The sequence below is a fragment of the Stenotrophomonas sp. 89682_Sma genome (genome assembly GCF_056481405.1).
On sequence record NZ_CM151147.1, the window covers coordinates 273186 to 292854 of the forward strand.

A 19669-nucleotide genomic window follows, 5' to 3' on the forward strand; every position below is an offset into this window, starting at 1 on the left:
CGCAAAGTGCGTTCTATACTCGGCCCATCACGCAGTCGCTCAGCCGTGGTCCAACGACTATCAGCCAGGGGTAACGAAGAGTGCGGAATTACGATCTGGAGTTCCTGAAACGCTTCTCCATGGTGATCGCGCTGCTGGCGACCATCACCCTCGGCCTCATTCTCCTTGCCGCCTATATCCACACCCGGATTCCGCCCGAGGTGTCGCCGACCGCGGCCAAACGCACCGAACAGCGCATCTCGCCCACCGGCGCGGTCTATGCCGGCAGCACCGGTGCCGCCGCACAGGCCGCGGCCAAGGCCGCCGCGCTGGCCAAGGCGGCGTCGCAGGTGGCCTATGGCGGTACCAAGGACGGCAAGGTCATCTTCGATAACCTGTGCACTGCCTGCCACACCACTGGCGTGGGCATGGCGCCAACGCTGGACCACTCGCATTGGGACAAGCGCATCGCGCAGGGCAAGGACACGCTCTACAAGCACGCCATCGAGGGCTATACCGGCCCGGACGGCGGCATCATGCCCCCCAAGGGCGGCAACCCGGCGCTGACCGAGGAGCAGATCCACGCCACCGTGGACTGGATGCTGGGCAACCTGAAGTAGCCGCCGAACGGCGGAACGGCCAAACCGCTGGATGGCTGAACTGCTGAACCGCCGAATCGCCTAACCGCCTAACCGCCGGTAGAGTCGACTGTTAGTCGACTGCTCTTCCCAACGCCGCCGGAAAGCCCGCGCTGCGCGCGACAGTCGACTAACAGTCGACTCTACCGCCGGTCACGCCGGTCACGCCGGTCACGCCGGTCACGCCGGTCGCCCCGGTCACGCCGGTCACCGCAACGGCTTTGCCCACCGAGGCCTGATCGCCCATATTCCCCCGCCCGCAAGCGGGGTTTCGCATTTCAGGGTTAGTCTGTGCGCCCTCTTCCCTGGAATCGCCCGTCGATGCGCCGCCGTTCCCTCGCCCTTGCCCTGTCCCTGCTGCTGCCGGCCGGTGCCTTTGCCCAGGCCCAGCCGCAGGCCGCACCGGCCGCGTCGCCCTCCGCTGCGCGCAGCAGCGCCACCGTGGTGCTGACCGCCGCGCCGGCCGACTGGCGTGCACTGGATGGCCAGCGCGTGCGCATCGCCGCACCGGTGACCCTGGCCGGTACCGACGGCCTGGAGCGCTTCGGCCAGCTCACCGTGGCCTTCGATGGCCGCCTCTGGCAGCCGACCGAAGTGGCCACGCCGGGCACTGCCGGCTATGAGCAGGTGATGGCCGACAACCAGCGCCGCCGCCTGGTGCTGGAAGATGGCAGCGAAGCCCGCGACCCGGCCAGCGTGGCTTACCTGCCGGGCAACCCGGTGCTGCGCACCGGCATGCAGCTGCGCGATGTGCAGGGCATCGTGCGCATGGACGCGCAGGGCCATCCGCGCCTGCAGGTCGAAGGCGCGCTGAAGCTGCCGGAGCTGAAGCGCCCGGCGGTGCCGACCGTGCGGGGCAGCCTGCATGTGGCGGCCTTCAACCTGGAGAACTTCTTCAACGGCGACGGCCAGGGCGGTGGCTTCCCGACCCTGCGCGGTGCACGCACGCTGGACGAGCACAAGGCGCAGGTGGCCAAGCTGGTCACCACGGTCAACGCGCTGGGCGCCGACGTCGCCGCGCTGATGGAGCTGGAAAACGACGGCTACGGCCCGCAGTCGGCCATCACCGAACTGGTCGATGCGCTCAACCGCGACCGTGGCGCACAGGGCGACTGGCGCTTCGTCGACGCGGGCAACGGCCCCGGCGACAACCCGATACGGGTCGGCATCATCTACCGCAGCGCGCGCCTGCAGCCGGTCGGCAAGCCGGCCACGCTGACCGGTGGCCCGTTCGTCGAGCACAGCCGCGTGCCGCTGGCGCAGGCCTTCCAGGGCAAGCAGGGCGCGCCGTTCGTGGTGGTGGCCAATCACTTCAAGTCGAAGGGCTGCCGCGATGCGAGCGGCGCCGATGCAGACCGTAACGACAACCAGGGCTGCTGGAACGCGACCCGCGTGACCTCCGCGCAGCAGCTGCATGCCTGGCTGCAGACGGATCCAACCGGTACCGGCACCAAGGACGCCGTGCTGCTGGGTGATTTCAATGCCTACGCGATGGAAGACCCGATCCGCACCCTGCATGACCTGGGCTGGCAGGACGCGTTCAAGGTCGCCAAGGTCGAGCATCCCTACAGTTACGTCTACAACGGCTACACCGGCCGCCTCGACCATGCACTGCTGAGCCCGGGCATGGCCAAGCGCCTGCGCGGTGCCGCCGAATGGCACAGCAACGCCGACGAGCAGGACGCCAGCGGCTACCAGGGCCGCAATGTGCAGGGCCCGTGGCGCAGCTCCGACCACGACCCGCTGCTGCTGGGCTTCGACAGATAAGGTTCGGCGGGGATCTGCTCTGGGAGGGACCTTGATCGGCACCGATCCTGCCGTTGCTTTTGATCTTCCAGTCCGTCTTCAAGCGAGCCGAGCATCGCAGGTGAATCAGGGGCGAAGAGGCGCCGATGTTTGAGCGCAGCGAGTTCGGCGCCGTCCCCTGGTTCATCGAGAAGCGCAGGGTACCGGTGCACAGCACCGGCTCGCGGCTGGCGGCGCGTTTCTTTTGGTTACTTTTCTTTTCGCGCGAAAAGAAAAGTGACATCCCACCGCGGGCGCGGAAATGGCCCGCCGCAACCAACGCTCATCCCCAGGCGATCAACCCGATCGCCAGCACCGCCAGCGCCAGGCCGGCCCGGTTCCACTTCGTGGTCGCCTCGCCGAAGGCGAACACGCCCACCAGCGCACCCAGCACCACCACGCCGATGTTCATGCCGGCGAACACGGTGGCCGGGTTGTCCGGCATCGACTGGTGGGCGTGCACATAGAAGAGGATGTTGCCGCCATTGAGCAGGCCCAGCAGCGCACCTGCGCCGAGGTTGCGCCAGGCCAACCGGCTGCGGCCACTGGCGTGCCGCCACAGCTGCAGCACCAGCATCAGCACGAAGGCCACGCTGAAGCTGGCCAGCACCGCCGCCATCGACGGCGTGCCGGACAGCGCCACCTGCTTGAGCAGCACGTCCACCACCGCGAAGCCGCCCCATACGCCCAGCAGCCAGCCCCAGCCACCGGGCGAGGACACCACCGCCGGTCCGCGCGGACGCAGGCTGATGGCTACCATCGCCAGCAGGCCCAGGCCAAGCCCGGCCAGCTTCCACGGCGTGGCGGTCTGGCCGAAGAACAGGAAGGCGGCGGCCAATGACAGCAGCAGCGACAGCCGCTGCGCCACGTCGCTGCGGACGATGCCGGCCACCGCCACCGCGCGGCCCAGCACCAGGAAAATCGAGGGCAGCACCACCGCCAGCGCCAGCAATGACAGCCACGGCGCGTGCGGCGCGCGCAGCGCATCCAGTGGCGGCCGCAGCACCACGGCGGTGAACGTTGCCGCCACCAGATAGTTCCAGGTGACCATCTGCGAAACATCCAGCTGGCGGCGTCCGGCCACCTTCAACAACACCGAAACCAGCACGCTGCAGATCACGGCCAAAGACAGGTAGAGCATGGGACGGGCACAGGGCAGGGGCGGGGGACGGTATCATGGTGCCATGCACAAGCACTCGTTCCCCGTCGCCCCCGGCGAAACCGCCTGCCTCGAACTGGACGGCCCGGCCGGCCCGCTGGAAGTGGTCGTCGACCTGCCCAAGGCCGATGCGCCGGTGCAGCCGATCGTGGCCATCATCTGCCACCCGTTGTCCACCGAAGGCGGCACCCTGCACAACAAGGTGGTCACCATGACCGCCACCACCCTGCGCGAGCTGGGCATCGCCACGGTGCGCTTCAACTTCCGCAGCGTGGGTGGTTCGGCCGGTGAGTTCGACCATGGCGTGGGCGAGCAGGACGACCTGAAGGCCGTCGCCGCCTGGGTGCGCAGCCAGCGTCCGGACGACCGCCTGTGGCTGGCCGGTTTCAGCTTCGGCGCGTTCGTTTCACTGAAGGCCGCGGCCGGGCTGCAGCCGGAAGCGCTGATCTCGATCGCGCCGCCGGCCGGCCGCTGGGACTTCGACGGCATCGCACCGCCGGCCCGTTGGCTGGTGATCCAGGGCGAGCAGGACGAGATCGTCGACCCGCAGGCTGTCTACCAGTGGCTGGACTCGCTGGATGTCCCGCATGAGCTGGTGCGCATGCCCGAGACCAGCCACTTCTTCCACCGCAAGCTGATCGACCTGCGCGGCGCGCTGACCCACGGCGTGAAGCACTGGCTGGGCGCGGCGGCATGAGTGCAACCGAGCTGACCCCGTCGCAGCGGTACGCGGAAGGGGTTGCCCGTGGCGACTGGCAGAACGACCCGGCCCAGCACGCGGCGCTGGCCGAGCTGGACCGCATCCACCTGGGCCTGCTGGACAGCGCCGAGGACGGTTGGCTGGACCGCCTGTCCTCGTTCTGGAAGAAGCCGGAGCCGGTGAAGGGCCTGTATTTCTGGGGCGGCGTCGGCCGCGGCAAGACCTTCCTGGTCGACCTGTTCTACGACGGCCTGCCGATCAAGCAGAAGTACCGCACCCACTTCCATCGCTTCATGCGCAGCGTCCACGAGCGCCTGCGCGAGCACCAGGGCCAGAGCGACCCGCTGGCGAAGATCGCCCAGGAATGGCGCAGCAACCTGCGCGTGCTGGTGCTGGACGAGTTCTTCGTCACCGACATCGGCGATGCGATGCTGCTGGCGCGGCTGCTGGAGCGCCTGTTCGCCGAGGGCGTGACCCTGGTCACCACCTCCAACACCGCAGTGGAGAACCTGTACCTCAACGGCCTGCAGCGCGAGAGCTTCCTGCCGGCCATTGGCCTGCTGCAGCGCTTCTGCGTCGAGCTGTACGCCGAAGGTACCGAGGATTACCGCATGCGCGCGCTGACCCGCTCGCCGGTGTACCGCGCACCGCTGGCGGCCGACAGCGATGAGTGGCTGGCCACGCGCTGGAACGAGCTGAGCGGCGGCCAGCCGGCCAAGCCCGGCAACATCGAGATCGAGGGCCGCAAGATCCCGGTGCGTGGCCGCGGCAAGAGCATTGCCTGGTTCGATTTCGCCGCGCTGTGCGAAGGCCCGCGCGGGCCCTCGGATTACATCGAGATCGCGCACGAGTTCAACACGGTGCTGCTGGGCGGCATTCCCGCCTTCGACCGCCTGAACGAAGATGCCGCGCGCCGCTTCGTCAACCTGATCGACGAACTGTACGACCGCCACGTCAATCTGGTGTGCACCGCCAGCACCTCGCCGGTCGAGCTGTATACCGGCCAGCGTCTGCAGGGAGCCTTCGAGCGCACCGCCTCGCGCCTGATCGAGATGCAGAGCGCCGAATACCTGGGTACCCCGCACCGGGCGTGAGGGCGGTTCACTGTAGAGCCGAGCCCATGCTCGGCTGCTTCTGGGTGATGTGCCGAAAAGCAGCCGAGCGTGGGCTCGGCTCTACAGCAGTGCCGCGCGGTTATCGGGAGGGGGCAACCGCGGTCCCCAACGGCCGCTCATCCGGCCCGGCCGACACATGCAGGCCCGCACCATCACCATGCTTTACCCGCACGCTGTCGCCGCGCTCCAGCAGGCGCAGGGGCTGTCCCTGGTAGCGCACTTCCAGCGCGTCGTGGGCCGCCGCGAGTGACTGCACCAGCGGGCACAGCGCCATCGCCCTGGCCTCCAGCTGCTGGCTGCGCGCTTCCATGCGGCGGTCGACCTCGGCATCGAGGCGGTCGGCGCGGCGCTCCATGGCCCCGGCGCGGCCGGTGAACACCTGCCACAGCACGCTGCGGGTCATCGACGTGGCCATCGTCTCGGCCATCTGCTCGATGTGCGCGTCGAAGCCGTCGCCGAAGCTCGCCTGTTCCCAGTAGCCGCGGCCCAGGCTGGCGTCGATCCAGTCCTGCATCTCGCTGCGCATCGCCCGCATCTGGCGGTTGCGCGACTTACCGGTGATGGCTTCGAAGGCGGCGTCCAGTGCATCGAAGGTGACCCCGGAGACCTCATGGGCCAGCGCGGTGGCGGCGGGCATCAGCTGGCGGGCGCCGGCCTCCATCTGCCGCAGGCGGGCGGCGTCGGCGGCGCTGACCGGCACCATCGTGCCGTCCAGGCTCAGCTCGCCGTCGTGGAACACCACTTCATGCGGCGCCTGCGGGCCATGCCGCAGCCAGATGCCGCCGCCGTCCACCAGCACGTCGTAGTCGGTGTGGATGCCGCACCGGTCCGAACGCAGGTCCGGCCCTTCGGCGGCCAGCGCGGGAGCGGCGAACAGGGCAGGCAGCAGGGCCAGAGCGTGCAGGCGCAGGCGCATCGGAACATCCTTCTCCGGAACCGGAGGACCAGCATCCGCTGCCCGCGCGCGGGCGTCACCGGCCGGAAGTCACCCGTCCACCGCATTCCCACCGGCTGCCCACCACCTATCCACAGGGTTGTCCCTAGCCAGCTTCATCACTGTCATGTGAAGCTGTCATTGTTCCGTTTCCGCGGTGCGTTGTGCCACCGCAGTGACGCCTTTCGGGCTTGACTGCGCAGCCCGTTCCGGCAGGTCTGAAGCGTCTGATCCGGGCGCCGATGGCACGATCCTTGCGGCGCAAGGGATTGCCGAATTTCACTACATTTGGCGTTGACGGACCCCATTACCCCCACTATCTTGTGGCCGTCGGTCGCAGCAACCCCAATTCCAGGGGGTGGCAGCAGCACCCATCCGCGATCGTCAACGGCAGTGGCAGGCGCAGGGTCTCATCCCCTGCGACGCCGTCCTGCCATCCTGGGCTGTCATGTCCCGGGCTGCGTCACCCGATGCATCGAGCACCCACCAATCACGCCAAGAGGACACACGCCGTGACCACCGAATCCAGCGCCACCATCGAGAAGGAAAGCGAATTCCTGTTGACGTCGCCGCCGACGGCCAACGCGATGAGTGTGACCAAGCGCAATGGCACGACCGAGCTGGTGGACCTGAACAAGATCGTGCGCGCGGTGCAGCGTTCCTCCGAAGGCCTGCACGCCGTCGATCCGATGCGCGTGGCCACCCGCACCATTTCCGGCCTGTACAACGGCGCCACCACCCGCGAACTGGACGAACTGTCCATCCGCACCGCCGCCCTGCTGATCGGTGAAGAGCCCGAGTACGGCCGCCTTGCTGCGCGCCTGTTGGCCAACTACATCGCCAAGGAAGTCTCGGGCCAGGAAATCTACGCTTTCTCGCAGTCGGTCAGCCGTGGCCATGAAGTCGGCCTGATCAACGACCGCCTGCTGAACTTCGTGCAGACCAACGCGCGCAAGCTCAACGACGCCATCGACATCTCGCTGGACCTGAACTTCGATTACTTCGGCCTGCGTACCCTCTACGACCGCTACCTGCTGCGCCACCCGCACACCCGCAAGGTGATCGAGACCCCGCAGCAGTTCTTCCTGCGCATCGCCAGCGCGCTGAGCGAGGACGTGTCCGAGACCCTGGCGCTGTACAAGCGCATGGGCAACCTGGACTACCTGCCGTCCAGCCCGACCCTGTTCAACTCCGGTACCACCCACGAGCAGCTGTCCTCGTGCTTCCTGCTGGATTCGCCGCAGGACTCGCTGGAGTCGATCTATGCCAAGTACGGCGACATCGCCCAGCTGTCGAAGTTCTCCGGCGGCATCGGCGTCAGCTACACCCGCGTGCGTTCGCGTGGTTCGCTGATCAAGTCGACCAACGGCCACTCCAACGGCATCGTGCCGTGGCTGAAGACCATGGATTCGTCCGTGGCCGCGGTGAACCAGGGCGGCAAGCGCAAGGGCGCGGCCTGCGTGTACCTGGAAACCTGGCATGCCGACATCGAGGACTTCCTCGAGCTGCGTGACAACACCGGTGACGAAGCCCGCCGTGCGCACAACCTGAACCTGGCCAACTGGGTGCCGGACCTGTTCATGAAACGCGTCGAAGCCGACCAGGAATGGTCGCTGTTCGATCCGCGCGTGGTGCCGGAGTTCACCGACCTGTTCGGCGAAGCCTTCGAGGCCGCCTACCTGCAGGCCGAAGCCCAGGGCAAGGCCAACCGCACCATCTCCGCGCGCAAGCTGTACGCCCGCATGATGCGCACGCTGGCCGAGACCGGCAACGGCTGGATGACCTTCAAGGACAAGTGCAACCGCGCCAGCAACCAGACCCTGCGTCCGGGCAACGTGATCCACCTGTCCAACCTGTGCACCGAAATCCTGGAAGTCACTTCCAACGATGAAACCGCGGTGTGCAACCTGGGTTCGATCAACCTGGGCAACCACTTCGACGAGCACAACGAGTTCGACTTCGAGAAGCTGGCCGAGACCGTGCGCCTGGCCGTGCGCCAGCTCGACCGCGTCATCGACCTGAACTTCTACCCGATCGAAACCGCCCGCCGCGCCAACCTGCGCTGGCGTCCGGTCGGCCTGGGCTGCATGGGCCTGCAGGACGTGTTCTTCCGCAAGCGCCTGCCGTTCGACAGCGCCGAAGCCCGCGCCCTGTCGAAGAAGATCGCTGAAACGATCTACTTCCACGCCCTGGAAACCTCGGCCGAACTGGCCCAGGAACGCGGCAAGCACCCGTCGTTCAACGATACCCGTGCCGCCAGCGGCGAACTGCAGTTCGATGCCTGGAACGTGGTGCCGGAAGACACCGCACGCTGGGATGCCCTGCGTGAGCGCATCAAGGAACACGGCCTGCGCAACTCGCTGATGATCGCGATCGCCCCGACCGCGACCATCGCCTCGATCGCCGGCTGCTACGAGTGCGTCGAGCCGCAGGTGTCCAACCTGTTCAAGCGCGAGACCCTGTCCGGTGACTTCCTGCAGGTCAACCGTTACCTGGTGAACGAGCTGAAGAAGCTGGGCCTGTGGACCGCCGACATGCGCGATGCCATCAAGCTGGCCGAAGGTTCCATCGCCGGCGTGGCGCAGATTCCGGAAACGCTGCGCGAGGTCTACCGCACCGCGTGGGAACTGCCGATGCGTTCGCTGATCGACATGGCCGCCGAGCGTGGTGCCTTCATCGACCAGTCGGCCTCGCTCAACCTGTTCATGGAAAGCCCGAACATCGGCGCGATGTCCTCCATGTACATGTACGCCTGGAAGCAGGGCATCAAGACCACCTACTACCTGCGTTCGCGCCCGGCCACCAAGATCGCCAAGACCACGGTGAGCACCGCAGCCCCGGCCAAGGTGTTCAGCCCGGACGAAGCCATCGCCTGCTCGCTGGAAAACCCGGAAGCCTGCGAGGCCTGCCAGTAACACACCGCGCGGTGGGTGCCGACCGTTGGTCGGCACTCGAACACCTCGCACCTGTAGAGCCGAGCCATGCTCGGCTGCGGAAAAACACCCACGGTAGCGCCGGGCCATGCCCGGCGTCTCACCCAGGAATTCAAGGAAACACCCATGGCCGACAAGCCCAAGCAGATGCTGCTCGATCCCGGTTTTGAACTGACCCTGCGCCCGATGCGGTACCCGCAGTTCTATGACATGTACCGGAACGCGATCAAGAACACCTGGACGGTGGAAGAGATCAACTTCCAGATCGACATCACCGACCTGCACAGCAAGATGTCGCCGGGTGAGCGTCACCTGATCCATCGCCTGGTCGCGTTCTTCGCCACTGGTGATTCGATCGTGTCCAACAACCTGGTGCTGAACCTGTACCAGCACCTGAATGCGCCGGAAGCGCGCATGTACCTGTCGCGCCAGCTGTATGAAGAAGCGCTGCACGTGCAGTTCTACCTGACCCTGCTCGACAACTACCTGCCGGACCCGGAGGAGCGCGCCAAGGCGTTCTCGGCGGTGGAGAACATCGACTCGATCAAGAAGAAGGCCGATTTCTGCTTCAAGTGGATCGACTCGATCCAGGACCTGAAGCGCATCGAGACCCGTGCCGAGCGTCGCCAGTTCCTGCTCAACCAGATCTGCTTCGCTGCCTGCATCGAAGGCCTGTTCTTCTTCGCCGCGTTCGCCTACGTGTACTACTTCCGTTCGCGCGGCCTGCTGCCGGGCCTGGCCTCGGGCACCAACTGGGTGTTCCGCGACGAGAGCGCGCACATGGAGTTCGCGTTCGAGTCGGTGCGCGTGGTGCGTGAGGAAGAACCGGACCTGTTCGACGAAGAGATGAAGCAGCAGGTCTACGACATGCTGGCCGAAGCCATCGAATGCGAAGTGCAGTTCGCCGAGGACGTGCTGTCCGGCGGCGTGGCGGGCATCTCCACCCGCGACATGCGCCAGTACCTGCAGCACTGCGCCGACCAGCATTTCGCCAAGCTGGGCATGGAAAAGAAGTACAACGTGCGCAACCCGCTGCCGTTCATGGAACTGCAGGACGTGCAGGAGCTGACCAACTTCTTCGAACGCCGCGTCTCGGCCTACCAGGTCGGCGTGCAGGGCGAAGTCGCCTTCGACATGAACTTCTGATCGAACCGGTCAGGCCTGTCACAACGAAGAACCCCGGCCAGTGCCGGGGTTTTTTTTGTTGCGCATCAGCAGGATGGGCTATTCTCGCTGGACTCCAGCGGCGGCGGTGCGTCGTATCCATGCCGGGCCTGGAGAGGAAGAGGGGATGCCACTGCAGGAATGACGCGCGGACAATCCCTGCGCCGCGTTCCCGTATGCGTGTCCCTGCCATGGTGGTGGAATTGAATGGACCCTGGAGGTCGCAATGGAGACTGCAGTGCCTGGAACAGCCACCCGCAAGACCGTGCTTCGTGGATGGATGGGAGGACTGTTCGCCGTCCTGGTCGCCTGTCCGTCCCTCGCCCATGGCACGAACTGCGATTCCAAGGTGGCCAACGTTTCCATCGATGCCAGCGGCAAGGTGTTCGTGGCAACCACCGTCTCGCCCATCCACGCGGTCTGCAACATCGTCAGCAAAGGCGACTTCAGCATGCCGCCGGAGGTCTGCAAGGCAACCTACGCCATGCTGATGAGCGCGAAGGTCTCCGCCGTTCCCATCCGCCTGTACTACACCAGCGTGCCGCAATGTGGCGACATCAAGGCCTGGTCGGCACAACCGAGCTTCTACCACGCCGAACTGTTCTGATCACGGGGCCGGGCATATCGCCTGGAGGGCACGCCGCGATCAGCGCCGCCCTTCCACCGCCATGCGTACCGCCAGTCCGGCCAGCACCGTGCCCATCAGCCAGCGCTGCACCATCTGCCAGGTCGGGCGTGCAGCCAGGAAGCCGGCGATGCTGCCCGCAGTCAGCGCGATCATGCCGTTCACGCTGACGCTGACCAGAATCTGGGTGGAGCCCAGCACGATCGACTGCATCAGCACACTGCCTTCGCCGTCGGGATGCAGGAACTGCGGCAGCAGCGACAGGTACATCACGGCCACCTTCGGGTTCAGCAGATTGGTCAGAAAGCCCATCGTGAACAGCTTGCGCGGGCTGTCCTGCGGCAGGTCGCGCACCGCGAACGGCGAACGGCCCCCCGGCTTGAGCGCCTGCCAGGCCAGGTACAGCAGGTACAGCGCGCCGCCGATGCGCAGCGCGTCGTAGGCGAACGGTACCGTCATCAGCAGGGCGGTAATGCCCAGCGCCGCGCACAGCATGTAGAACACGAAGCCCAGCGCCACCCCGCCCAGCGAGATCAGTCCCGCCATCGGTCCCTGGCAGATCGAGCGCGAGATGACGTAGATCATGTTCGGCCCGGGCGTGATCACCATGGCCAGCGAGACCAGTGCAAAGGCCAGAAGGTCGGAAGTGGCGGGCATGGGCGGTCCTGGCGGTGGGCGTGGCGCAGTGTAGCGCCTGCCACGGGCGCGGCCTGCGCAGGCACCGCTGCCAAGTGGCCATTGCACATGCGTTCCGATGGCCGTCACGCCGGTCGCATAAAATTACCGGACCCCACACACCGAAGCGCCCCCATGACCCCGATCCCCGAGACCGTGCCACCCACCGAAGTGCGCATGGCCGAAATCGTCTTCCCCAACCACACCAACCACCTCGGGACCTTGTTCGGTGGCCAGGCGCTGGCGTGGATGGACAAGGCCGCCTTCCTGGCCGCCGCGCGCTACTCGCGCCGCACCGTAGTGACCGCGCGCAGCGACCAGGTCGACTTCAAGCTGCCGATCCGCATCGGCCAGATGGTGGAAACCATCGGCCGCATCGTCGAAGTCGGCCGCAGTTCGATGAAGGTGGAGGTGGAACTGGTCGCCGAAGACCTGCACAGCGGCGAGCGCAAGCTGTGTACCCGTGGCCACTTCGTGATGATCGCGCTGGACGAGGAAGGCCATCCGATCGCGGTGCCGCCGCTGCCGGTGGCCTGACCCGGCCGACCGGACCGGCGCTTGCGGGGGCGCGCACGCGCCCCCATCTGGCAGCCATGACCCCGCCGCTGACCGACTTCATCGACCGCGCCCAGCGCCTGTTCGTGCTGACCGGCGCCGGTTGCAGCACCGCCTCGGGCATTCCCGATTACCGCGATACCGACGGCCAGTGGAAACGTACGCCACCGGTGACCTACCAGGCGTTCATGGGCGAAGCGGCCACCCGCCAGCGCTACTGGGCGCGCAGCCTGCTGGGCTGGCCGCGCTTCGGCCTGGCCCGGCCCAATGGTACCCACCAGGCCCTGGCCGCACTGGAAGTCAGCGGCAAGCTGCAGGTGCTGCTGACCCAGAACGTGGACGGCCTGCACCAGCGGGCCGGTAGCCGCAACGTGATCGACCTGCATGGCCGCCTGGATCGGGTGCGCTGCATGGGCTGCGAGCGCCGCAGTGGCCGCGAGGACTTCCAGCAGCGCCTGCTGGACGCCAATCCCGGCTGGGATGCCCTGGAGGCCGGCATCGCCCCCGACGGCGATGCCGATCTGGAGACCGATTTCTCCAGCTTCGTGGTGCCCGGTTGCCCGTACTGTGGCGGCCTGCTGAAGCCGGACGTGGTGTTCTTCGGCGAAAACGTGCCGCGCGAGCGCGTGGAGGCGGTGCATGAGCACCTGCAGCAGGCCGACGCCGTGCTGGTGGTGGGTTCCTCGCTGATGGTCTACTCCGGCTTCCGCTTCGTGCAGGCGGCGGCCAGGGCAGGACTGCCGGTGGCGGCGCTGAACCGAGGCCGCACCCGCGCCGACGACCTGCTGCAGTTCAAGGATGAGCGGGATTGCGCCGAGGCGCTGGCGACGGTTATCAAACAACCGGCTGGGTAGAGTCGACTGTCAGTCGACCATCGCGCGCAGCGCGGGCTTTTCGCCGGCCGTTGGAAAAGCAGTCGACTGACAGTCGACTCTACCGACAACCCGTCCCCGCGAAACAGCGATCCATCCAGGCGGTTGATTCGCAGGCCGTGCGGCGGTGCAATACGCACCCCCTTCGTCGTCCATCACCGTCTTGAGCCAGCTGTTTTCGCCGATCTCGTTCGGCCCCCTGACCCTGTCCAACCGCATCGTCATCGCGCCGATGTGCCAGTACTCCGCCGAAGACGGCCGTGCCAGCGACTGGCATGCCATGCACCTGGGCAACTTGGCGCAGTCCGGCGCCGGCCTGCTGATCCTGGAAGCCACGGCGGTCGAGCCGCGTGGCCGCATCAGCTGGGCCGACCTGGGCCTGTGGGACGACGGCACCGAGGCCGCGCTGGCGCAGGTGCTGGCCAGTGTCCGGCGCTGGTCGCCGATGCCGCTCGGCATCCAGCTCGGCCACGCCGGTCGCAAGGCCTCGGTGAAGCGCCCGTGGGACGGCGGCGGACAGCTGCCGGCTGACGATGCCCGTGGCTGGGCCACGGTGGCGCCGTCGCCGCTGCCGTTCCATGCCGCCGATCCGGCGCCGCAGGAACTGGATGAGGCCGGCATTGCCGAAGTCGTCGCTGCCTTCGCCGCCAGTGCGGTGCGCGCCGAGCGCCTGGGCTTCGAACTGATCGAGCTGCATGCCGCGCACGGTTACCTGCTGCACCAGTTCCTGTCGCCGCTGAGCAACCGCCGCACCGACGGCTACGGTGGCTCGCTGCCGAACCGCCTGCGCCTGCTGGTGGAAGTACTCGACGCCGTGCGTGCGGCGGTATCGGACAAGGTCGCTGTGGGCGTGCGCATCTCCGCCAGCGACTGGGTCGATGGCGGCTGGGATCTGGTGCAGAGCGAAGCGCTGGCCCAGGTGCTGGATGCGCGTGGCTGCAACTTCCTGCATGTCTCCAGCGGCGGCCTCGACGAGCGCCAGAAGATCAGCGTCGGCCCGGGCTATCAGGTGCCGTTCGCAGCGGCGATCAAGGCCAAGGTGCGCATGCCGGTCATCGCCGTGGGCATGATCACGGAACCGGAGCAGGCCGAATCGATCCTGCGCCATCGCCACGCCGATGCGGTAGCGCTGGCACGCGGCATCCTCTACGACCCGCGCTGGCCGTGGCACGCCGCTGCTGCATTGCGCGACAGCGTGGAACCGGCGCCGCAGTACCTGCGCTGCGAGCCGCGCGATGCGCGCGGCGTGTTCAAGGCGCGCTGAAGCTCACACCCGCCAGGCCGGCGCCATGCCGGCCTGCAGGTGCTCGAACAGCGCGCGGATCTTGGCGGTGAAGTCGCGGCGGTCGCTGACGCAGAAATAGACCTCCATCGGCTCCGGACGCCACGCAGTATCGGCGCCGAACACCGCCTGCAGGCGGCCATCGCGCAGGTAGGGTTCGGCCACGAATGCGGCCAGCCGGGTGATGCCGGCACCGGCCGCCGCCAGCGTCGCCAGCGCATCGATGTCATCGCAGACCATGCTCGGTGGCAGCGCGGCGTCCATGCGCTGGCCGTCCTTCAGCAGCGTCCAGCGCAGTGGTCGGCCATCGGTGGGAAAGCGGTGCAGCAGACCACGATGGCTGCCCAGGTCGGAGGGCTGCTGCGGGGTGCCGTGCGCCTTCAGGTAGGCCGGCGAGGCGCAGAACACGAACGGTACGCGTGCCAGTTGCCGCGCGACCACGCCATCTTCCAGCTGCGCACCGATGCGGATGCTGGCATCCACAGCTTCCGGGCCATGTTGCACGGCGCGGTCGGTCAGGCGCAGCTCCAGCTGCAGTTGCGGGTAGCGCTGCTGCAGTGGCGGCAGCAACGGTGCCAGCACGTGGCGACCGAACGCGCTGCTGCTGGCGATGCGCAGTGGCCCGGCCGGTTCGATGTCGCCGTCGGTGACCATGGCCTGCGCACGCGCCAGGTCGGCTTCGATGTGGCGCACCTGGGCCAGGTACAGCGCACCGGCCTCGCTGAGGGCCAGCTGGCGCGTGCTTCGGTTCAGCAGCCGTACGCCCAGATGGGCCTCCAGCCGGTTGATGTTCTGGCCGACTGCGGTGGCGCTGATGCCAAGGATGCGGGCCGCGGCGGCAATGCTGCCGGTCTCTGCGGTGCGGGTGAAGCTGCGGATCAGTTGCAACAGGTTCATGACCGACCAGCTTGCCATGGGGATGCCCAAGTATCGCTTGGGACTGAACCAAGCCGTTCGGTTGCATTGGTGACCATCGATCCGCCGGGCAGGGCGCTGCCCTACACTCGGGCAATGCGCCCCGATTCCATTCTTACCCTGTCCTGTCCCGACCGTACCGGCATCGTCTACCGCGTGTCCGGCCTGCTGTTCGACCATGGCTGCAACATCCTCGACGCCCAGCAGTTCGGTGACGAGGAAAGCGGCCGCTTCTTCCTGCGCGTGCACTTCGACCGCGATGCCGGCCTGCCGCTGGAGACCGTGCACGCGGCCATGGCCACCCTCGCCGAAGGCTTCGGCATGGACTGGCAGCTGCACGATGGCCGACGCCGCGCGCGCCTGCTGGTGCTGGTCAGCAAGCAGGGCCACTGCCTCAACGATCTGCTGTTCCGCGCCCACAGTGGCCAGCTGAAGGTGGATATCGCCGCGGTGGCCTCCAACCACGCCGACTTCGCGCCGCTGGCGGCGTCCTACCAGGTGCCGTTCCACCACCTGCCGGTGACTGCGGAAACGCGCGCGGTGCAGGAGCAGCAGATCATCGACCTGGTCGAGCGCGAACGCATCGATCTCGTGGTGCTGGCGCGCTACATGCAGATCCTGTCACCCACGCTGTGCCGCACGCTGGCCGGACGTGCGATCAACATCCACCACAGCTTCCTGCCCAGCTTCAAGGGCGCGCAGCCGTACCACCAGGCACACGCGCGTGGGGTCAAGATCATCGGCGCCACCGCGCACTACGTCACCGAGGATCTGGACGAAGGCCCGATCATCGAACAGGACGTGGCCCGCGTGGACCACGCGATGGCGCCGCGCGAACTGGTGCGGCTGGGCAGCGATACCGAATCGCTGGTGCTGGCACGCGCGGTTCGCCGCCATGTGGAGCACCGCATCCTGCTCAATGGGCACCGCACGGTGGTGTTCCGCTAACGCTCTATCTGATCCGTATCCGCCGGTCATGGCCCGGCGCTACCCAAGGGCGCGATCCGGTAGCGCCGGGCCATGCCCGGCGGTCGCCCGTCAGGCGATCGCGATCCCCGCCTTGCCCAGCGCCTCGCGCACCATCGCGTCATTGGCCTCGGTCACCGGTTTGGTCAGCTCCCACAGGAACTTCACCCGGAAGCCGGATTTCACCGCGTCCTGCGCGCTCCACAGCACGCAGTAGTCGCGGGCCAGGCCGCACACGTGCACTTCGCGGATGCGGCGCTCGTGCAGCCAACCGGCCAGGCCGGTGGCAGGGCGCTCGCCATCGGGGCCGTGGTTCTCGCGGAAGGCGCTGTACGAATCCACCTGTTGGCGCGTGCCCTTGCGCAGGATCAGGTCGGCCACGGCCCAGTCCACGCCCGGGTGCAGAGCGGCGCCATCGCTGCCCTGCACGCAATGGTCGGGCCACAGGGTCTGTGGCTGCGCGTGCAGCAGGATGGTCTCGAACGGACGCTTGCCGGGGTGCTGGCTGGCGAACGAGGCGTGATTGGCCGGGTGCCAGTCCTGGGTGGCCACTACCGTGCGGTAGCGGCGCTGCGCCAGCAGTCCAGCAATCGGTGCCACCAGCGCATCACCCTGGTCGCAGGCCAGCGCGCCACCGGGCATGAAGTCCGGCTGCAGGTCGATCACCAGCAGGGCGACGTCGGCGGGCAGGGCGGTCATGGCAGGTCCACTACAACGAAAAGGGGCGACCAGCGTGGCCGCCCCGGCGGCACAGGTCAATCGCCCTGCGGCGCCTCAGCGTCCTGCCCGTAGTACAGCAGGCCGATCTTGATCCGCTCGCGGCCGTTCTCGCGGCGATGGCGGTTGGCATCGCGCAGCGAGTACACGCAGCCGCAGTACTCCTGCTGGTAGAACTGCTCGCGCTTGCTGATCTCGATCATGCGGCTGGCACCGCCGCCCTTGCGCCAGTTGTAGTCCCAGTACTGCAGGCCCTCGTAGCGCGAGGCGGCCCGGATGCCGCAGTCATTGATCTGCGCCATGTTCTTCCAGCGCGAGATGCCCAGCGACGAGCTGATGGTGTCGTAGCCGTGTTCATGCGCGTACAGCGCAGTGCGCTCGAAACGCATGTCGAAGCACATCGTGCAGCGGATGCCGCGCTCGGGTTCGTTCTCCATGCCACGCGCACGGCTGAACCAGTTGTCGGTGTCGTAGTCGCAGTCGATGAACGGAATGCCGTGCTGTTCGGCGAAGCGGATGTTCTCCTGCTTGCGCAGCTCGTACTCCTTCACGGGGTGGATGTTGGGGTTGTAGAAGAAGATCGCGTAGTCGATCCCGGAGGCGGTGATCGCCTCCATCACTTCGCCCGAACAGGGCGCGCAGCACGAATGCAGCAGCAGGCGCTTGCCGTCGGCGGGCAGGGTCAGGGTGGGGCGTTGGAGCTCGGTCATCGTCAGGTACCGCATGGACCGCCGGCAACGGCGGTGGCCCATGCATCAGCGCGTGGGTGGAACAGGGCGGGCCGGATACCGTGAAAAGGACGCGCGCGGCCGCGCCGCCTGCACGCGCAGGACAACGGCGGCCCCGGCACCCTCCCCGCGGAGAGTCCAGGTCGAATCAGGGGACGGTCGTGTCCCCCGGCCGGGGCCGGTATTCGGGCTGATGGACACGGGCCGCAGCCCACCTACTCCCTGCCGCTTCCCAGGCATGCGCCCAGTGCTGTTGGCAGGATTCGTTTCCATTCACCGCTGCGGGGCAGCTCCGGAATGGGCGCGCGAGGCGCCTTCACCGGATTCCCGTTTAAATCCCTCCCCGCGCCGCAGCGATGGGAGGGATACCTTCGGCGTGTGCAAGGTGGACCTGTTGGTGGCGCCGGTCAAGAGCGCAGGGGGCAGAGCCCGATGCGCTGCAACGGGATCCGACCCCGGTCGGGATGCACCTTCAATGCCCCACGGCCGCCCGCGTGCGGATGTCGTCCAGCCGCTGGTCGTGCAGCAGGCGGCCGTTCTCCCACACGGTCACCATTGCGTCCTCGAAGCCGTCCGGCAGGGTGTCGTCGCCGTTGGCCGGCAGTGGCACCGTATGCAGGCTGCCATCGTCCAGATGGCGCAGCAGGCGCATGCGGCCGCGCTTGCTGGCCTTGCCGGCGTCGGTGACCGGATCCTTGTAGACGTCGATCCACTCACCCTCGACCCGCGCCGCCGAGCACTTCAGTGCGAACTTCTGCGTATCGCGGTCGAGCCGCTGCAGCAGCGCACCGCCCATGCCGAAGGCCACGTTGTCGGCGGCGTAGCCGTCGTCGGTGATGCGCTGCAGGATCGCGCGGATGGTGTCCGGATTGATGCCATCGCCCTGGATCACCCGCACGTGGTTGAGCACGCGATAGCCCTTGCCGTTGAGGCTGTGGCCGAAGGCTTCATCCAACCGGCGCAGGCTTTCGGCCACCACGTCCACCGGGTCGCCCGAGTCGGGGCGGATGACCAGGGTGGCGCCCGAGGCGATCACTTCATCACGCAGCGTCGTGCCCCAGTGCTCGCTGATCGCGCGGTAGATGTCATAGCTGTCCGACACCACCGCCACGATCGCACCGGGCTTGCCGAACTGGCGCAGCATGTTGCGATAGGCGTCCACCTCGCGCTCGCGGCCCCAGCTGGTGATGGTGCTGTGCTCGGCGGCGGGAATCGAATAGCCGGACATCGGCGCGTGATAGTGCGCGCGGGCCAGGCACAACGCCGACACGGTGTCGGTGCCGAGGAAGTTGACCAGATGTGCGGCACCGCCCAGCGCGGCCGATTCCAGGCTCGATACACCGCGCGCACCGAAGTCGTGCAGCTTGAACGGCAGCTGCCCCTGCGGGTCGTCGCTGGTCTGCTGCAGGAACGCGGCGATGGTCTGCCGTGCGTGCCAGCTGATGGTGGCCACGGTGACCGGATACCACACGCGCAGCAGCAGCGTTTCCAGATACGACGGCACCCAGAACGCAGCCGGATCGGTCGACTCGATGGTCATCAGTGCCTGGTGGGTGGGCACCACGCTGCCCTCGGGAACGGCGCGGATGCGCACCGGCAGGTGGCCGCCAAGCCGGTCGACGATATCGCGCCAGCCGGCCTCGTTGAACGGTTCGCCGTGCGCGGCGAATACCGCAGCAGCGTCGTCGATGTCGGCGTGGGTGACCGGTCGTGCCAGCGCGTCCTTGAGGATCGCCTGCAGGCCGAAGAACACCGTGCGATCGTGCAGGCCGCCACGTGATTCGACGTAGAAGAACGTGGCATCGGTACCCGGCGGGTACTGCAGCCAATGGCTGGCCTTGTAGCTGTCGGTGTTGAGGAGAAGATTATCGAGGTAGTGCATGACGGAAGCTCCTTCGCGTCGAGTGACACCAGCGGTCTATCCGCC

The 19669-nt window shown here is 67.3% G+C and carries 18 protein-coding genes and 1 riboswitch; of the genes, 11 read left to right on the forward strand and 7 right to left on the reverse strand.

The annotated features are described in order from the left end of the window. The first annotated feature begins 80 nt into the window (after positions 1-80). Together ACZK29_RS01195 and ACZK29_RS01200 are read left to right on the forward strand one after the other, a co-directional pair. Complete coding sequence (locus ACZK29_RS01195; RefSeq protein ID WP_005407662.1) at positions 81-599, forward strand: c-type cytochrome; 519 nt, start codon at positions 81-83, stop codon at positions 597-599. A gap of 339 nt (positions 600-938) precedes the next feature. After that, positions 939-2384 (forward strand): ExeM/NucH family extracellular endonuclease, encoded by a 1446-nt coding sequence (locus ACZK29_RS01200; protein ID WP_478446545.1) that lies wholly within the window; start codon positions 939-941, stop codon positions 2382-2384. A gap of 301 nt (positions 2385-2685) precedes the next feature. On the opposite strand, the gene ACZK29_RS01205 is transcribed toward ACZK29_RS01200, so the two are convergent. Continuing rightward, a complete protein-coding gene (locus ACZK29_RS01205; protein WP_111204972.1) occupies positions 2686-3543 on the reverse strand; it encodes an EamA family transporter in 858 nt (285 codons plus the stop codon). 43 nt (positions 3544-3586) lie between these two features. On the opposite strand from ACZK29_RS01205, the gene ACZK29_RS01210 reads away from it, so the two are divergent. Next, positions 3587-4258, forward strand: coding sequence for an alpha/beta hydrolase (locus ACZK29_RS01210; protein ID WP_478446546.1), 672 nt, complete (start codon positions 3587-3589; stop codon positions 4256-4258). Continuing rightward, positions 4255-5355 (forward strand): cell division protein ZapE, encoded by a 1101-nt coding sequence (gene zapE, locus ACZK29_RS01215; protein ID WP_033836032.1) that lies wholly within the window; start codon positions 4255-4257, stop codon positions 5353-5355. Before ACZK29_RS01210 ends, zapE begins: the two co-directional genes overlap by 4 nt. Before the next feature lie 100 nt (positions 5356-5455). Here the strand turns inward: zapE and ACZK29_RS01220 are convergent, their stop codons facing one another. Next, entirely contained in the window at positions 5456-6292 is an 837-nt protein-coding gene (locus tag ACZK29_RS01220) for a DUF2884 family protein (protein WP_164146541.1), read from the reverse strand. 530 nt (positions 6293-6822) lie between these two features. Between ACZK29_RS01220 and ACZK29_RS01225 the strand changes: the two genes are divergently transcribed. From ACZK29_RS01225 to ACZK29_RS01235, 3 genes are all read left to right on the forward strand, one after another. Beyond that, complete coding sequence (locus ACZK29_RS01225) at positions 6823-9225, forward strand: ribonucleoside-diphosphate reductase subunit alpha (RefSeq protein ID WP_478446547.1); 2403 nt, start codon at positions 6823-6825, stop codon at positions 9223-9225. Between the two features lie 144 nt (positions 9226-9369). After that, positions 9370-10389 (forward strand): ribonucleotide-diphosphate reductase subunit beta, encoded by a 1020-nt coding sequence (locus ACZK29_RS01230; protein WP_106548780.1) that lies wholly within the window; start codon positions 9370-9372, stop codon positions 10387-10389. A 256-nt stretch (positions 10390-10645) separates the two neighbouring features. Continuing rightward, positions 10646-11014 carry a hypothetical protein gene (locus tag ACZK29_RS01235; protein ID WP_239503939.1) on the forward strand — a complete coding sequence of 123 codons (369 nt, stop codon included), beginning with the start codon at positions 10646-10648 and terminating at the stop codon, positions 11012-11014. 39 nt (positions 11015-11053) lie between these two features. On the opposite strand, the gene ACZK29_RS01240 is transcribed toward ACZK29_RS01235, so the two are convergent. Continuing rightward, positions 11054-11689, reverse strand: a complete 636-nt coding sequence (locus tag ACZK29_RS01240; RefSeq protein WP_054170721.1) for a LysE family translocator — start codon at positions 11687-11689, stop codon at positions 11054-11056. Between the two features lie 153 nt (positions 11690-11842). Between ACZK29_RS01240 and ACZK29_RS01245 the strand changes: the two genes are divergently transcribed. From ACZK29_RS01245 to ACZK29_RS01255, 3 genes are all read left to right on the forward strand, one after another. After that, a complete protein-coding gene (locus tag ACZK29_RS01245; protein ID WP_049435481.1) occupies positions 11843-12244 on the forward strand; it encodes an acyl-CoA thioesterase in 402 nt (133 codons plus the stop codon). Positions 12245-12300: 56 nt separating this feature from the next. After that, complete coding sequence (locus ACZK29_RS01250; protein WP_164146544.1) at positions 12301-13116, forward strand: NAD-dependent protein deacetylase; 816 nt, start codon at positions 12301-12303, stop codon at positions 13114-13116. A 181-nt stretch (positions 13117-13297) separates the two neighbouring features. Then, entirely contained in the window at positions 13298-14398 is a 1101-nt protein-coding gene (locus ACZK29_RS01255) for an NADH:flavin oxidoreductase/NADH oxidase (protein ID WP_164146545.1), read from the forward strand. A gap of 3 nt (positions 14399-14401) precedes the next feature. Here the strand turns inward: ACZK29_RS01255 and ACZK29_RS01260 are convergent, their stop codons facing one another. Further along, entirely contained in the window at positions 14402-15313 is a 912-nt protein-coding gene (locus tag ACZK29_RS01260) for a LysR family transcriptional regulator (RefSeq protein WP_478446548.1), read from the reverse strand. Between the two features lie 114 nt (positions 15314-15427). Between ACZK29_RS01260 and purU the strand changes: the two genes are divergently transcribed. Continuing rightward, positions 15428-16279: a formyltetrahydrofolate deformylase gene (purU, locus tag ACZK29_RS01265; protein ID WP_111204958.1), complete on the forward strand. Its 852-nt coding sequence runs from the start codon at positions 15428-15430 to the stop codon at positions 16277-16279. A 90-nt stretch (positions 16280-16369) separates the two neighbouring features. On the opposite strand, the gene pncA is transcribed toward purU, so the two are convergent. From pncA to ACZK29_RS01280, 3 genes are all read right to left on the reverse strand, one after another. Beyond that, entirely contained in the window at positions 16370-16996 is a 627-nt protein-coding gene (gene pncA / locus ACZK29_RS01270) for a bifunctional nicotinamidase/pyrazinamidase (RefSeq protein ID WP_164146547.1), read from the reverse strand. 56 nt (positions 16997-17052) lie between these two features. Continuing rightward, a complete protein-coding gene (locus tag ACZK29_RS01275; RefSeq protein ID WP_462982875.1) occupies positions 17053-17739 on the reverse strand; it encodes an epoxyqueuosine reductase QueH in 687 nt (228 codons plus the stop codon). Positions 17740-17901: 162 nt separating this feature from the next. Continuing rightward, a riboswitch (cobalamin riboswitch) is annotated at positions 17902-18131 on the reverse strand. Between the two features lie 83 nt (positions 18132-18214). Continuing rightward, positions 18215-19624 carry a nicotinate phosphoribosyltransferase gene (locus ACZK29_RS01280; protein ID WP_478446549.1) on the reverse strand — a complete coding sequence of 470 codons (1410 nt, stop codon included), beginning with the start codon at positions 19622-19624 and terminating at the stop codon, positions 18215-18217. Between the last annotated feature and the right edge of the window lie 45 nt (positions 19625-19669).

Excerpts from the sequence above, each read along its gene's own strand:
- ACZK29_RS01200 (WP_478446545.1), top strand. The coding sequence starts at position 939 with ATGCGCCGCCGTTCCCTCGCCCTTGCCCTGTCCCTGCTGCTGCCGGCC.
- ACZK29_RS01205 (WP_111204972.1), bottom strand. The coding sequence starts at position 3,543 with ATGCTCTACCTGTCTTTGGCCGTGATCTGCAGCGTGCTGGTTTCGGTG.
- ACZK29_RS01210 (WP_478446546.1), top strand. The coding sequence starts at position 3,587 with ATGCACAAGCACTCGTTCCCCGTCGCCCCCGGCGAAACCGCCTGCCTC.
- zapE (WP_033836032.1), top strand. The coding sequence starts at position 4,255 with ATGAGTGCAACCGAGCTGACCCCGTCGCAGCGGTACGCGGAAGGGGTT.
- ACZK29_RS01220 (WP_164146541.1), bottom strand. The coding sequence starts at position 6,292 with ATGCGCCTGCGCCTGCACGCTCTGGCCCTGCTGCCTGCCCTGTTCGCC.
- ACZK29_RS01230 (WP_106548780.1), top strand. The coding sequence starts at position 9,370 with ATGGCCGACAAGCCCAAGCAGATGCTGCTCGATCCCGGTTTTGAACTG.
- ACZK29_RS01240 (WP_054170721.1), bottom strand. The coding sequence starts at position 11,689 with ATGCCCGCCACTTCCGACCTTCTGGCCTTTGCACTGGTCTCGCTGGCC.
- ACZK29_RS01245 (WP_049435481.1), top strand. The coding sequence starts at position 11,843 with ATGACCCCGATCCCCGAGACCGTGCCACCCACCGAAGTGCGCATGGCC.
- ACZK29_RS01250 (WP_164146544.1), top strand. The coding sequence starts at position 12,301 with ATGACCCCGCCGCTGACCGACTTCATCGACCGCGCCCAGCGCCTGTTC.
- ACZK29_RS01260 (WP_478446548.1), bottom strand. The coding sequence starts at position 15,313 with ATGAACCTGTTGCAACTGATCCGCAGCTTCACCCGCACCGCAGAGACC.
- purU (WP_111204958.1), top strand. The coding sequence starts at position 15,428 with ATGCGCCCCGATTCCATTCTTACCCTGTCCTGTCCCGACCGTACCGGC.
- pncA (WP_164146547.1), bottom strand. The coding sequence starts at position 16,996 with ATGACCGCCCTGCCCGCCGACGTCGCCCTGCTGGTGATCGACCTGCAG.
- ACZK29_RS01275 (WP_462982875.1), bottom strand. The coding sequence starts at position 17,739 with ATGCGGTACCTGACGATGACCGAGCTCCAACGCCCCACCCTGACCCTG.
- ACZK29_RS01280 (WP_478446549.1), bottom strand. The coding sequence starts at position 19,624 with ATGCACTACCTCGATAATCTTCTCCTCAACACCGACAGCTACAAGGCC.